The organism is Nocardioides plantarum, assembly GCF_006346395.1.
GTDB classification, from domain to species: domain Bacteria; phylum Actinomycetota; class Actinomycetes; order Propionibacteriales; family Nocardioidaceae; genus Nocardioides; species Nocardioides plantarum.
Genome location: NZ_VDMS01000005.1, coordinates 281,954 through 294,120, shown reverse-complemented (window position 1 = coordinate 294,120; position 12,167 = coordinate 281,954). Strand labels below are relative to the sequence as shown.

The following is a 12,167-nucleotide window of genomic DNA, read 5'->3' as shown; positions in this document are numbered from 1 at the left end:
TAGACACGGATTCGTGATCCTGCGATGAGGTACGTCGTCCTGGGGGCCGGAGCCGTCGGCGGCGGTGTGGGCGGTCTGCTGCACCGCGCCGGTCTCCCCATCACCCTGGTCGCCCGCGGCTCCCACCTGGCGGCCCTGCGGGCCGACGGCCTGCGGCTGCGGGTCGGACGCGAGCCCGAGCGGACCTGGCCCGTCCCGGCGGTGGGCGCTCCCTCCGAGGTCGACTGGACCGATGACACCGTGGTCCTGCTGGCGGTCAAGTCGCAGCAGACCGCGGCCGCGCTCGCCGACCTGCTCCCCCACCTGCCGCCCGAGGTGCCGCTGGTGTCGCTGCAGAACGGCGTCTCCAACGAGCGGACCCTGCTGCGTCACGTGGAGCACGTGCACGCGATCACGGTGATGATGCCGGCGAGCCACCTCGAGCCGGGACTGGTCACGATCCACTCGGCCGGCACCCCCGCACTCCTCGACATCGGGCGCTACCCCGACGGTCTGGACGACGTGGACCACGCCGTGGCAGCGGACCTGCGCGCGGCGGGCATGGCCAGCGAGCCGCGCGCCGACATCATGGCCTGGAAGCACCGCAAGCTCCTGATGAACCTCGGCAACGCCGTCGACGCCGCCTGCGTCCCGGGAGAGGACGCCGCCACCTTGGTCGACCGGTTGCGCCTGGAGGGCGAGCGGGTGCTGGCCGAGGCCCGGATCGCGGTGACCAGCGCGGCTGACGACCAGGACCGCCGGGGCGAGCTGCTGCGGCCGCTCGTCGACCGCGACGCGGTCGGCTCGTCGAGCTGGCAGAGCGTCAGCCGCCGCACCGGCGACGTCGAGACCGACCACCTCAACGGCGAGATCGTGCTGCTCGGCCGGCTCCATGGCGTACCAACACCGGCCAACGAGCTCGTTCGCCGCACCCTCAACGACCTCGTACGCCGCCGCGGCCGGCCCCGGACCGTCTCGGCCGCCGAGCTGCTGCGGCGCCTCGACGACGCCACCGAGACGCACGAGGGCCCCGCCACCTCACGGTGACGGGGCCCTCGAGGGTGCGCGGTCGGGCTCAGGCCTTGGGCGCGTCCTCGGCCGACTCGTCCTCGGTCGGCTCCTGCTCGGCGACGACGCTCTCCTCGGGCGACGCCTCCTGCGTGAGCTCGGTCGGGGCGTCGGTGACCTCGGACTGCTCGGTCTCGACGACCTCGTCCTCGGTCACGGGGGCCGGGGCGGCAGCGGCGGGCGCGGCCTTCTTGGTCGACGCCTTCGGCTCGTAGGCCTCGGTGACGAGCTCGATCACGGCCATCGGCGCGTTGTCGCCCTTGCGGGGACCGATCTTGGTGATGCGGGTGTAGCCACCGGGACGCTCGGCGAACGCCGGGGCGATCTCGGTGAACAGCTCGTGGACGACGCCCTTGTCGCGGATGGTCTTGAGGACCTCGCGACGCTGGTGGAGCGGGTTGTCGCCCTTGTGCGCCTTGACCGCCTTGGTGATCAGCTTCTCGGCGTGCGGACGCAGCGTGCGCGCCTTGGCCTCGGTGGTGGTGATCCGACGGTGCTCGAAGAGCTGGCTGGCCAGGTTGGCCAGGATGAGGCGCTGGTGCGCCGGGCTGCCGCCGAGGCGGGCACCCTTCTTGGGAGCGGGCATCGTGCTTCTCGATCCTCCCGGGCCGTACGAGGTACCCGGGCTAGAGGTGGTGGTGCATGAGTGAGGGTGCTGGGCGGTTCGCGACCGGAGGATCTGAACCGCAGGGCGACGGCCAGCTCGACCGAGGATCGAGCGGACCGCCAGTACGGCGGCTGATCGGCGGCCCTCGCCGCCGCCGAGCCAGGTTGGACACCACCTGGGCCGTGCGGCGGCCGTCAGCCGCCGATCAGTCCGACGTACAAATCGATCAGTACTGCTCGTCCTCGACGAACGCGTCGTCGTCGTCGTCGCCGTAGGCGGCCAGGGCGGCCTGCGGGTCGAAGCCGGGGGCGCTGTCCTTGAGGGACAGACCCATCTCGACCAGCTTGGCCTTGACCTCGTCGATCGACTTCGCACCGAAGTTGCGGATGTCGAGCAGGTCCTGCTCGGAGCGCGAGATGAGCTCACCCACGGTGTGGATGCCCTCGCGCTTGAGGCAGTTGTAGGACCGGACCGTCAGCTGCAGGTCCTCGACCGGGAGGGCGAGATCGGCGGCGAGCTGCTCGTCGACGGGCGAGGGGCCGATGTCGATGCCCTCGGCCTCGACGTTGAGCTCACGGGCCAGGCCGAAGAGCTCGACCAGGGTCTTTCCGGCCGACGCGATGGCGTCGCGGGGCAGGATCGACGGCTTGGTCTCGACGTCGATGACGAGCTTGTCGAAGTCGGTGCGCTGCTCGACACGGGTCGCCTCGACCTTGTAGGTCACCTTCAGCACGGGGCTGTAGATCGAGTCGACCGGCATCCGGCCGATCTCGTTGTCGTTGCCCTTGTTCTGGACGGCCGAGACGTAGCCGCGGCCGCGCTCGACGACCAGCTCCATCTCGAGCTTGCCCTTGTCGGACAGCGTGGCGATCTTGAGGTCGGGGTTGTGGACCTCGACACCGGCCGGGGGCGCGATGTCGGCGGCCGTGACGTCACCGGCACCGGACTTGCGCAGGTACATGGTGACGGGCTCGTCGTGCTCGGAGGAGACGACGAGGCCCTTGAGGTTGAGGATGATCTCGGTGACGTCTTCCTTGACGCCCTCGATGGTCGAGAACTCGTGGAGGACGGTGTCGACCTTGATGCTCGTGACCGAGGCACCGGGGATCGAGGACAGCAGGGTACGACGCAGCGAGTTGCCGAGCGTGTAGCCGAAGCCGGGCTCGAGGGGCTCGATGACGAACCGGCTCCGGAAGTCGCCGACGGTCTCTTCCGACAGGGTGGGACGCTGTGCGATGAGCACTTGTTTGTTTCCTTCCCGGGCCGACCGCTATATGAGGGCCCAGATTGCAATTTGCCGGTGATGACGGAAGGTGACGGCCCGGTGGGGGCGTCGCGACGACGCCCGCACCGGACCGACGGGTTCACTTCTTGGAGTAGTACTCCACGATCAGCTGCTCGGTGATCGGCATGTCGATCTGGGCGCGCACCGGGACCGAGTGCACGAGGATGCGCATCCGCTCGGGCAGCACCTGCAGCCAGGCCGGGACGACCCGCTCGCCGAACGTCTCGCGCTGGACGATGAACGGCGTCATCTGCAGCGACTTCTCGCGCACGTCGATGATGTCGTACTGGGTCACCTGGAACGACGGGATGTCGACCTTGTGGCCGTTGACCAGGAAGTGTCCGTGGACGACGAGCTGGCGGGCGTGGCGACGCGACCGGGCGAAGCCGGCGCGGTAGACCACGTTGTCGAGGCGGCACTCCAGCAGCTGCAGGAGGTTCTCACCGGTCTTGCCGGTGCGGCGAGCAGCCTCGACGTAGTAGTTGAAGAACTGGCGCTCCATCACGCCGTAGGTGAAGCGGGCCTTCTGCTTCTCCTGCAGCTGAGTGCGGTACTCGCTCTCCTTGATGCGGGCGCGGCCGTGCTGTCCGGGCGGGTAGGGACGCTTCTCGAAAGCAGCGTCACCACCGACGAGGTCGACACCGAGACGGCGCGACTTCCGGGTCATGGGTCCGGTGTAACGGGCCATGGGTCAGTCTCCTGTTCTGTCTCGGGTCAGACGCGCCGGCGCTTGGGCGGGCGGCAGCCGTTGTGGGGGGCGGGGGTCACGTCCTGGATGGTGCCGACCTCGAGGCCGATCGCACCCAGCGAGCGGATCGCGGTCTCACGCCCGGAGCCGGGGCCCTTGACGAAGACGTCGATCTTCTTCATGCCGTGCTCCATCGCACGACGACCGGCGGCCTCGGCGGCCATCTGGGCGGCGTACGGCGTGGACTTGCGGGAGCCCTTGAAGCCGACGGTGCCGGCGGACGCCCACGAGATGACCGCCCCGGTGGGGTCGGTGATCGTCACGATCGTGTTGTTGAACGTGCTCTTGATGTGGGCTTCGCCCTGAGCAATGTTCTTCTTCTCCTTGCGGCGGACCTTCTTGGCGCCGGCCGCGCGAGCCTTGGGAGGCATCGGTTATCTCCTGGTCTTCATTGAGCGAGCTGGTCAGTGGTGGAAGGCAGTGGCGTGGTCCCCGAGGGGAGACGCGTCACTTGGCCTTCTTCTTGCCGGCGACCGTGCGCTTGGGACCCTTGCGGGTACGAGCGTTGGTCTTGGTGCGCTGACCGCGGACCGGGAGGCCCATGCGGTGGCGGCGACCCTGGTAGCTGCCGATCTCGATCTTGCGGCGGATGTCGGCCTGGACTTCGCGACGGAGGTCACCCTCGATCTTGAACTCCAGGCGCTCGATCTCGTCGCGGAGCCTGACCAGCTCGTCGTCGCCCAGCTGGTGCACCCGCATGTTGGGGTCGACACCGGTGAGCTCGAGGAGCTGCTGGGAACGGGTACGGCCGATGCCGTAGATGTAGGTGAGCGCGATCTCGACGCGCTTGTCGCGCGGGAGGTCGACGCCGACGAGGCGTGCCATGAAATGGCCTTTCGGTTCTGCAGCGGTTTCGTACGCGATGCGTCCAGGTGGTTGCTCGAGCTGGTCGAGCCCCGGCTCCGGCCGTCTGCTCCGGAGGTGCTTCAGCGGGTGGGACCCGCCTAGCGATCGCGTTGGGTGAGGTGTGTTCAGTTGTGTGGTGCGGGTAATCCGGTGTGGATCAGCCCTGGCGCTGCTTGTGGCGGGGGTTTTCGCAGATCACCATGACGCGGCCGTGGCGACGGATCACCTTGCACTTGTCACAGATCTTGCCCACGCTCGGCTTGACCTTCATGTCAGGCCTTTCTGGTCGGACTGGCTGGTTGGCTACTTGTAGCGGTAGACGATGCGACCACGGGTGAGGTCGTACGGCGAGAGCTCCACCACCACCCGGTCCTCGGGGAGGATCCGGATGTAGTGCTGACGCATCTTGCCGCTGATGTGCGCGAGGACCTTGTGGCCGTTGCTGAGCTCGACCCGGAACATCGCGTTCGGGAGGGCCTCCGTGATGGAGCCCTCCATTTCGATCACGCCTTCTTTCTTCGGCATGTCCTCACCATCTGATCGCTTCGTTGTCTACCGTCGACCCGGGAACCTCGACTCCGGCGGAGCCATGGACCTCATCCGGCCGTTCCGGACCCCTCTTCCCGAGCACGCGCTGACCACCGCGCCAATCTCTGGCTGAGTGGTCACCACTGGCTCGAGCAGCCGCGAGGCGTCACGAAACAGACCCATGTTGGGCCGACACACCAGTTTAGGGTCCAGCGGCTTCGAAAGACCAATCCCTGCAGACGACGTCTCCCGCCCCGCTCAGGGTCAGGACACGAGCAGGCGCAGCGTCTCCTCGCGGGCCGGGGCCGACCCCGGTTCGGTGCCCACGTGGGCGCCGGCGACCGGGTTGACCATCACCTCGTCGACGCCGTACGTCGCGGCGAGGGTGAGCAGGTCCTCCCGCGCGCCAGCGGGGTCACCGATGACCCAGCGCTGCGCCATCGCGTCGACCAGGGACTGCTCGTCGGCCCCCAGCTCGCGCTTCTCGGCCTCCTCGACGAGGACCTGCGCCGCGAGCGGGCGCCCCGAGCGCAGCGCGAGCATCGTGAGCAGCTGCGGCAGCGCGAGCCGGTAGGCCTCCTCGGCGCTCTCGGCGACCGAGGCGTTGACGGTCAGGAACGTGCGGGGCTCCGCCAGCTCGGGCGACGGCCTGAAGGTCGAGCGGTAGAGCTCCAGGGCCTCGGCGGTGCCGGAGCCGGAGAAGTGGTGCGCGAAGACGTAGGGCAGCCCCTTCTGGGCCGCGAGCCGGGCGGAGTAGTCACTGCTGCCGAGCAGCCAGATCGTCGGCACGCTCGTCGCGTGCGGGGTCGCGTTGAGCACGTGGGTCCGTCCCTGCACGCGCACCCCCACGCCCTCGGCGTCCATCATGGCGATGACGTTGTCGACGTACTCCGGGAAGTGGGTGACGTTGTCCTCGCTGACCCCGCCCGCGCCGTGGCGCAGCGCCCAGCTGGTCACCCCGTCGGTGCCCGGGGCGCGGCCGATGCCGAGGTCGATCCGGCCCGGGTGCGCGGCCTCGAGGAGCGCGAACTGCTCGGCAACCACCAGGGGCGCATGGTTGGGGAGCATCACGCCGCCGCTGCCGACGCGGATGCGGGAGGTCGCACCGGCGACCATCGCGATCAGCACCGGCGGGTTGGTCGAGGCCACCGCCGGCATGTTGTGGTGCTCGGCCATCCAGAAGCGCTCGTAGTCGAGGTCGTCGGCCGTCCGAGCCAGCGAGATCGTGGCACGGACAGCGTCGCCGCTGGACTGGTCGGAGCGCACGGGCACGAGGTCGAGCACGGACAGCGCAGGCAGGGTGGTCATCGCAGGGACAACACGCCGCGGCGCGCGGGGATTCCGCTCGGGCCGACGTACGACGGCGGCGGGTGCCGGACCCCCACGGATCCGACACCCGCCGTCATCGGCCTGGCCTGGCGGGTCAGGGCAGCGGCACCGCCGGGACCGCCGGGGTCGGGGCGACGTAGTCGCTGGAGTCGCCGGTGATCGCCACGTAGAACCGCTTGTGCGTGTTGGGGTTGGCCGCGGTCCCGTCACCGGTCACCGTGAGGGAGCCGTCGCTGTTGCGGGGGCTGACCACGAAGGTGTTGCGGGTGTTGGCCCCCGTGGGTGCGCACCCGACGACGCCGGTGATGCCGCAGACGGTCGCCGTGATCTCGCCGGAGAACTCCGGGTTGCTGTCGGCGCCGGCCGCGCGGCCGTTCAGGACGGTGTCGTTGTTCTGGTCGTACTGGTTCTGCAGGGCGATCGAGACCGTCACGCCGTTGTTGGACAGGGGCTCGTTGGCGTCGATGTAGACGTTGCCGAGAGCACCGGCGGGCACGGCAGCGCCCGAGTTGTTGACGACGTCGTACGCCGTGCGCACGGTGAAGCCGCCCGACTGGGCGACGATCTCGCCGTTGCGGTCGACCAGGAGCCAGCGGCCGGTGCCGTCCGCGCCGTCCTTGCCGTCCGCGCCGTCCTTGCCGTCCGCGCCGTCGGCGCCGGCCGGGCCCTGGGTGCCGGCGGGACCCTTCGGTCCGGGGATCCGGGCGCTGGCGGCGAGGTCGGCGCGCTCGATGGTGCCGTTCTTGATCTTCAGCGAGCTGACCGCGCTGTTCTTGATGTCGGCGTTGCCGATCGTCGCGGCGGCGTAGGAGGTGCCGCCGAGTGCGACGACGAGCGCCGCGGTCGAGATCAGGAGAGGGGCGCTCGGTCGACGACCGGCGAGGACGCGGGGAACACGGAGCATGGAGGGAGACCCTTCGTCGATGTGACGTGGCCCACCCGGACCACGTACAGCGCTATCCGGAGCTGGTCGGCGAACGGATTGGTACGACGAGCAAGCGCCCCCGCGGCGACCGCAGCCGCAAAATGATCGAGGGCCCGGACGTCGTCACGTCCGGGCCCTCGAGTGGCAGGTGCAGGATTCGAACCTACGTAGGCTGTGCCGGCTGATTTACAGTCAGCTCCCTTTGGCCGCTCGGGCAACCTGCCAGGGTGTGTGCGGGCCGAGTCGATCGGCCTGCAACGAGGGACGACAATAGCGCAGCCGGGCCGGGTTGGCTCAATCGCTCCGCCGGTCCCGGTCGACCCCCACCATCCACGTCATCCACCAGCCCACCGGCAGAGGAGCAGGACCCCACCATGGCCGACTCGTCGTTCGACATCGTCAGCAAGATCGACCGCCAGGAGGTCGACAACGCCCTCGGGCAGACCGCCCGCGAGATCTCCACCCGCTTCGACTTCAAGGGCACCGGCGCCACCATCGAGTGGCAGGGCACCGAGGCGATCGAGATCAGCGCCTCCGCCGACGACCGGGCCACCGCCGTCCTCGACGTCTTCAAGGACAAGCTCATCAAGCGTCAGCAGAGCCTGAAGATCCTCGACGCCTCCGAGCCCCGCGCCTCGGGCCAGCAGTCGAAGATCGGCATCGTCCTCAAGGAGGGCATCAGCAGCGAGGACGCCAAGAAGATCAGCAAGCTCATCCGCGACGAGGGCCCCAAGGGCGTCAAGGCGCAGATCCAGGGCGACGAGCTGCGCGTCTCGTCCAAGAAGCGCGACGACCTGCAGGCCGTGCAGGCCCTGGTCAAGGGACAGGACTACGAGTTCGCGGTGCAGTTCACCAACTACCGCTGAGTCGTCCGGCGTCCGGCGCCGGCCACCGGGTCACAGCTGCAGCAGCGGCACGGTGGCGGCGCCGACCGCCGGTGAGAGCCACACCCGGACGCCCTCGGCGAGATCGAGGGCCCGGGCGTGGGTGCGGGTGAGCACCACGAGCACCTCGGCGCCGTCGTCGGTGGTGACGGTCAGGCGCACCTCGAAGCCGACCCGCAGGTGCCGGGTGACGGTGCCGGACACGGCGCCCTTGACCAGCAGCGGGTCGAGGGACACCTCGATGTCGTGCGGTCGCAGCGTCAGCCCGTCGAGGCTGGTCACGTCACCCAGGAAGCCCATGACGAAGGGGTTGGCCGGCTCGTCGTACAGCTGGTCGGGGGTGCCGATCTGCTCGACCCGACCCTCGTTGATCACCACGATCTCGTCGGAGACCTCCATGGCCTCCTCCTGGTCGTGCGTCACGAAGACCGTCGTCACGCGGACCTCGTCGTGCAGGCGCCGCAGCCAGTCGCGCAGCTCCTTGCGGACCTTGGCGTCCAGGGCGCCGAACGGCTCGTCGAGCAGCAGCACCGTGGGCTCGACGGCGAGGGCGCGCGCCAGGGCGAGCCGCTGCCGCTGGCCCCCGGAGAGCTGCGAGGGCAGCCGGTGCGCGAACTGCGAGAGGTGCACGAGGTTGAGCAGCTCGTCGACCTTCGCCGCGACCTGGGCCTTCGGGCGCTTGCGGATCTCGAGGCCGAACGCGACGTTCTTGGCCACCGTCATGTGCTTGAAGACGGCGTAGTGCTGGAAGACGAACCCGACGTTGCGCTTCTGCGGAGGCAGCGTGGTGGCGTCCTTGCCCTCGATGACGACCGAGCCGCTGTCGGCGGTCTCGAGGCCGGCGATGATGCGCAGCAGGGTCGACTTGCCGCCGCCGCTGGGCCCGAGCAGCGCGGTCAGCTGGCCGGTGGGGATGCTGACGTCGATGTCCTCCAGGGCGACGAAGTCGCCGTAGGTCTTGTTGACGCCGCGGATGTCGATGCTCACTTGGGGTCCTCCGGCTTGCGAATCAGGGACACCACGACGAGGGCGAGCACCGAGATCAGCACGAGCACGAATGCTGCGGCGTAGGCGACCGATTCCTCGTAGCCGGTGTAGCGCTTCTGGATCAGGATGGTGGCGGTCTCCCCGCGCAGCGGCGCGCCCGGGCTCACGACCGAGACGGCGCCGTACTCGCCGAGGCAGCGGGCCAGGCTGAGGACGACGCCGTAGACGACGGCCCACTTGATGCTCGGCAGGGTGATCCGGCGGAAGGTCTGCCACCCGCTGGCCCCGAGGCTGCTGGCCGCGAGCTCGGCGTCGGTGCCGATCTCCTCGAGGGTGGGCACGACCTCGCGGATGACCAGCGGCAGGCTGACGAACGCCGTGGCCATGATGAGCCCAGGCGTGGAGCCGATGATGAAGATGCCGGCCGACTCGAGGGCGCCACCGAACCAGCCGTCGCCCGAGCTGTAGGCCAGGACGAGGGCCAGGCCGACGACCACCGGGGACACCGACATCGGCAGGTCGACGAGGACCGACAGGACACGACGGCCGGGGAAGCGGTAGCGCACCAGCAGCAGCGAGATCCCGACGCCGAAGACGGTGTTGATGACGACCGCCCAGATGGCACAGGTGGCGGTCAGGCTGAACGCGTAGGTCACCGTGGGGTCCTGCAGCCGCTCGAGGAAGGCGCCCACCCCGCCGGACGCGCCCTTCTCGATCGGCGCGAAGGTGCGCTTGACGACCTCGCTGACCGGCCAGGCCACGAGCACGAAGAGGTAGACGATCACGAAGATCCGCAGCGCGTAGGTGACCGGTCCTCTGCTCTGGCGCACCTGCCGGGTGTCAGCCACGGCGTGCCGCCCGTCGCGAGATGAGGTCGAGCGCCACGATCGCCAGGACCGCCACGAGGAGCAGCAGCACGGCCACCGCCGCCGCGCCGGCCTGGTTGTCGCCCTCGAGGAACTTGAAGATCTTCAGCGAGGCGACCTCGGTCTTGAACGGCGTGTTGCCCGAGATCAGGACCAGCGACCCGAACTCGCTGATGGCCCGGGCGAAGCCCAGCGAGGAGCCGGCCGCGATGGCCGGGACCAGGCTGGGGAGGATCACCCGGCGGAACGTGGTGGCCCGCGACGCCCCGAGCGAGGCGGCAGCCTCCTCCACATCGGCGTCGAGCTCGATGAGCACGGGCTGCACGGTGCGCACCACGAACGGCAGGGTCACGAAGAGCAGCGCCATGAAGATGCCCTGTCGTGTGTTGACGATGTTGATACCGACGGGGCTCTGGGGCCCGTAGAGGCTGAGCAGGACCAGGCCGGCCACGATGGTCGGCAGCGCGAACGGGATGTCGATGACGACGTCGAGGACGCGCTTGCCCCGGAACTGGTCGCGCACCAGCACCCACGCCACCACGGTGCCCAGGACGGCGTTGACGATCGTGACCAGGAGCGCCTCGATCACCGTGAGGCGCAGGGCTGCGAAGGTCTGCCGGTCGGTCAGGGTGTCGACGAAGTCGCCGAAGCCGCCCGCGAGGCTCGCTCCGACCACGGCCGCCAGCGGCAGCATCACCAGGATGCTGAACCAGACCAGCGCCACTCCGAGGCCGAGGCCGGTCGTCGGCGTCAGGGCGAAGACCCCGCCGGAGCCGCCCTTCCTGCCGGAGGTCGTGCGCCCGATGGGCTTCGCCGCGGTGGCGGCCCCGGTCATGAACCGGTGGCCGCGGCGTACAGGTTGTCGAAGCGGAGCTTCTTGCCGTCCTTGCCGAACCACTCGGCGGTCACGGCCTTCCAGCCACCGAGCTCGTCGATGGTCGTCAGCTTGCCGGTCGGCGCGGGGAACGGGTCGTCGGGCGTCTCGGTCTGGTCGACGGTGATGCCGGAGACGTCGAGGTCGCCGACCGGGCGGAAGCCCTTCTTGACGAACTCGGTCTGACCCGCGTCGCTGAGCACGAAGTCGAGGAAGTCCTGCGTCTTGGGGTTGGCGTCCTTGAGCACCGCACCGGGGTTCTCGATGAGGAACGTGTTGGGCGGGATGACGTAGTCGAGCTCGTCGCCCTCCTGCCGCGCGAGGATCGCCTCGTTCTCGTAGGTGATCAGCACGTTGCCGACGCCCTTCTTGAACGCCTCGGTCGCCTCGCGGCCGCTGGCCGCCCAGGAAGTGACGTTGCCGAAGACGTCGGTCAGGAACTGGTCGGCCTGGTCCTCGCTCAGCCCACGCTCCTTGGCGTCGGCGTAGAGCGCCATCACGTTCCAGCGCGCCGCGCCGGAGCTCGCCGGGTCGGCGGTGACGACGTCGACGTCGTCGCGGGTCAGGTCGGACCAGTCCTTGATGCCGAGCGGGTTGCCCTTCTCGACCACGATCACCGCGACCGAGCTGGAGACGATGCCCTTGGTCGGGCCGGCATTCCAGTCCTCGTCGACGAGCCCGCCGTCCACCAGGCGCGTCACGTCGGACTCGAGGGAGAAGTGGACGTAGTCGACGTCCTTGCCCTTGGTGGCGAGGACCTTGCGGCTCTGCTCGCCGGAGGCGCCGTAGGAACCCGAGAAGGTGACGCCCTTGCCGGCGTCGGTCTTGGCGAACTCGGCACCGATGGCCTTGTTGGCCGCCTCGGGCACCGCGAAGCCGACGATGTTGATGGTGTCCGCGCTGTCGCTGCCCTGCGAGGAGGTGCAGCCGGTGAGCGCGAGCACCCCCGTGGCCAGGACCGCTGCTGCCTTGAACGTCGTCTTCATCTCGTCTGCTCTCGTCGTGGTCACCCGCCAGGCTTCGTGGCGTATCTGCAGCAGACTAATAGATATTGAAGACCATCCACAACGGTCCGCACCGGATGAGACGGCGAGAGGGCTGCCGTGGCGAGGGTCACCTTCCGACAGGCAGGATGCCCTGGCTCCGCCCGCATCGCGGACTACCCTGGAACCACGGTGGGCCACAGCCGGACACGTGTCTGGAACGTGTTCTAGTTTTGGCCCCGGCCGCCGTACGATGCG

At 69.3% G+C, this 12,167-nt stretch carries 15 protein-coding genes and 1 tRNA gene; 2 read left to right on the top strand and 14 right to left on the bottom strand.

Features of this window, described 5'->3' with window-relative positions; translation table 11 throughout:
• Positions 1-24 precede the first annotated feature (24 nt).
• A complete protein-coding gene (locus FJQ56_RS20025) occupies positions 25-1,026 on the top strand; it encodes a ketopantoate reductase family protein (protein WP_140011401.1) in 1,002 nt (333 codons plus the stop codon).
• A gap of 28 nt (positions 1,027-1,054) precedes the next feature.
• On the opposite strand, the gene rplQ is transcribed toward FJQ56_RS20025, so the two are convergent.
• From rplQ to FJQ56_RS19975, 10 genes are all read right to left on the bottom strand, one after another.
• Positions 1,055-1,633: a 50S ribosomal protein L17 gene (gene rplQ, locus FJQ56_RS20020; protein ID WP_140011400.1), complete on the bottom strand. Its 579-nt coding sequence runs from the start codon at positions 1,631-1,633 to the stop codon at positions 1,055-1,057.
• Between the two features lie 247 nt (positions 1,634-1,880).
• A complete protein-coding gene (locus FJQ56_RS20015; RefSeq protein ID WP_140011399.1) occupies positions 1,881-2,897 on the bottom strand; it encodes a DNA-directed RNA polymerase subunit alpha in 1,017 nt (338 codons plus the stop codon).
• A gap of 121 nt (positions 2,898-3,018) precedes the next feature.
• Entirely contained in the window at positions 3,019-3,627 is a 609-nt protein-coding gene (rpsD, locus tag FJQ56_RS20010; RefSeq protein ID WP_140011398.1) for a 30S ribosomal protein S4, read from the bottom strand.
• Positions 3,628-3,653: 26 nt separating this feature from the next.
• Positions 3,654-4,058: a 30S ribosomal protein S11 gene (rpsK, locus tag FJQ56_RS20005; RefSeq protein ID WP_140011397.1), complete on the bottom strand. Its 405-nt coding sequence runs from the start codon at positions 4,056-4,058 to the stop codon at positions 3,654-3,656.
• A 76-nt stretch (positions 4,059-4,134) separates the two neighbouring features.
• Positions 4,135-4,512: a 30S ribosomal protein S13 gene (rpsM, locus tag FJQ56_RS20000; RefSeq protein ID WP_140011396.1), complete on the bottom strand. Its 378-nt coding sequence runs from the start codon at positions 4,510-4,512 to the stop codon at positions 4,135-4,137.
• A gap of 178 nt (positions 4,513-4,690) precedes the next feature.
• Positions 4,691-4,804 carry a 50S ribosomal protein L36 gene (gene rpmJ / locus FJQ56_RS19995; protein ID WP_140011395.1) on the bottom strand — a complete coding sequence of 38 codons (114 nt, stop codon included), beginning with the start codon at positions 4,802-4,804 and terminating at the stop codon, positions 4,691-4,693.
• 32 nt (positions 4,805-4,836) lie between these two features.
• Positions 4,837-5,058 carry a translation initiation factor IF-1 gene (gene infA / locus FJQ56_RS19990; RefSeq protein ID WP_134765350.1) on the bottom strand — a complete coding sequence of 74 codons (222 nt, stop codon included), beginning with the start codon at positions 5,056-5,058 and terminating at the stop codon, positions 4,837-4,839.
• A 267-nt stretch (positions 5,059-5,325) separates the two neighbouring features.
• Entirely contained in the window at positions 5,326-6,369 is a 1,044-nt protein-coding gene (locus FJQ56_RS19985) for an LLM class flavin-dependent oxidoreductase (RefSeq protein ID WP_140011394.1), read from the bottom strand.
• Between the two features lie 115 nt (positions 6,370-6,484).
• Positions 6,485-7,294 (bottom strand): collagen-like protein, encoded by an 810-nt coding sequence (locus FJQ56_RS22515; protein ID WP_211351271.1) that lies wholly within the window; start codon positions 7,292-7,294, stop codon positions 6,485-6,487.
• A gap of 163 nt (positions 7,295-7,457) precedes the next feature.
• Positions 7,458-7,539, bottom strand: a tRNA-Tyr gene (locus FJQ56_RS19975).
• A gap of 150 nt (positions 7,540-7,689) precedes the next feature.
• On the opposite strand from FJQ56_RS19975, the gene FJQ56_RS19970 reads away from it, so the two are divergent.
• Positions 7,690-8,181, top strand: coding sequence for a YajQ family cyclic di-GMP-binding protein (locus FJQ56_RS19970; RefSeq protein ID WP_140011393.1), 492 nt, complete (start codon positions 7,690-7,692; stop codon positions 8,179-8,181).
• Between the two features lie 30 nt (positions 8,182-8,211).
• Here FJQ56_RS19970 and FJQ56_RS19965 read toward each other — a convergent pair whose 3' ends face one another.
• Genes FJQ56_RS19965 through FJQ56_RS19950 form a run of 4 tightly spaced genes read right to left on the bottom strand, consistent with a single transcriptional unit; the run spans position 8,212 to position 11,912 of the window.
• The gene (locus FJQ56_RS19965) at positions 8,212-9,186 is read right to left on the bottom strand and encodes a sulfate/molybdate ABC transporter ATP-binding protein (RefSeq protein WP_140011392.1); all 975 of its coding nucleotides are present in this window, start codon (positions 9,184-9,186) and stop codon (positions 8,212-8,214) included.
• Positions 9,183-10,034 carry a sulfate ABC transporter permease gene (locus FJQ56_RS19960; RefSeq protein WP_140011391.1) on the bottom strand — a complete coding sequence of 284 codons (852 nt, stop codon included), beginning with the start codon at positions 10,032-10,034 and terminating at the stop codon, positions 9,183-9,185. The genes FJQ56_RS19965 and FJQ56_RS19960 overlap by 4 nt, the downstream gene beginning before the upstream one ends.
• The gene (cysT, locus tag FJQ56_RS19955) at positions 10,027-10,887 is read right to left on the bottom strand and encodes a sulfate ABC transporter permease subunit CysT (RefSeq protein ID WP_140011390.1); all 861 of its coding nucleotides are present in this window, start codon (positions 10,885-10,887) and stop codon (positions 10,027-10,029) included. The genes FJQ56_RS19960 and cysT overlap by 8 nt, the downstream gene beginning before the upstream one ends.
• On the bottom strand, positions 10,884-11,912 hold the full coding sequence (locus tag FJQ56_RS19950; RefSeq protein ID WP_140011389.1) for an extracellular solute-binding protein: 1,029 nt from the start codon (positions 11,910-11,912) through the stop codon (positions 10,884-10,886). Before FJQ56_RS19950 ends, cysT begins: the two co-directional genes overlap by 4 nt.
• Positions 11,913-12,167 lie beyond the last annotated feature (255 nt).

Excerpts from the sequence above, each read along its gene's own strand:
- FJQ56_RS19985 (WP_140011394.1), bottom strand. The coding sequence starts at position 6,369 with ATGACCACCCTGCCTGCGCTGTCCGTGCTCGACCTCGTGCCCGTGCGC.
- rpsD (WP_140011398.1), bottom strand. The coding sequence starts at position 3,627 with ATGGCCCGTTACACCGGACCCATGACCCGGAAGTCGCGCCGTCTCGGT.
- FJQ56_RS19970 (WP_140011393.1), top strand. The coding sequence starts at position 7,690 with ATGGCCGACTCGTCGTTCGACATCGTCAGCAAGATCGACCGCCAGGAG.
- cysT (WP_140011390.1), bottom strand. The coding sequence starts at position 10,887 with ATGACCGGGGCCGCCACCGCGGCGAAGCCCATCGGGCGCACGACCTCC.
- rplQ (WP_140011400.1), bottom strand. The coding sequence starts at position 1,633 with ATGCCCGCTCCCAAGAAGGGTGCCCGCCTCGGCGGCAGCCCGGCGCAC.
- FJQ56_RS20025 (WP_140011401.1), top strand. The coding sequence starts at position 25 with ATGAGGTACGTCGTCCTGGGGGCCGGAGCCGTCGGCGGCGGTGTGGGC.
- infA (WP_134765350.1), bottom strand. The coding sequence starts at position 5,058 with ATGCCGAAGAAAGAAGGCGTGATCGAAATGGAGGGCTCCATCACGGAG.
- rpsK (WP_140011397.1), bottom strand. The coding sequence starts at position 4,058 with ATGCCTCCCAAGGCTCGCGCGGCCGGCGCCAAGAAGGTCCGCCGCAAG.
- FJQ56_RS19950 (WP_140011389.1), bottom strand. The coding sequence starts at position 11,912 with ATGAAGACGACGTTCAAGGCAGCAGCGGTCCTGGCCACGGGGGTGCTC.
- rpsM (WP_140011396.1), bottom strand. The coding sequence starts at position 4,512 with ATGGCACGCCTCGTCGGCGTCGACCTCCCGCGCGACAAGCGCGTCGAG.
- FJQ56_RS22515 (WP_211351271.1), bottom strand. The coding sequence starts at position 7,294 with ATGCTCCGTGTTCCCCGCGTCCTCGCCGGTCGTCGACCGAGCGCCCCT.
- rpmJ (WP_140011395.1), bottom strand. The coding sequence starts at position 4,804 with ATGAAGGTCAAGCCGAGCGTGGGCAAGATCTGTGACAAGTGCAAGGTG.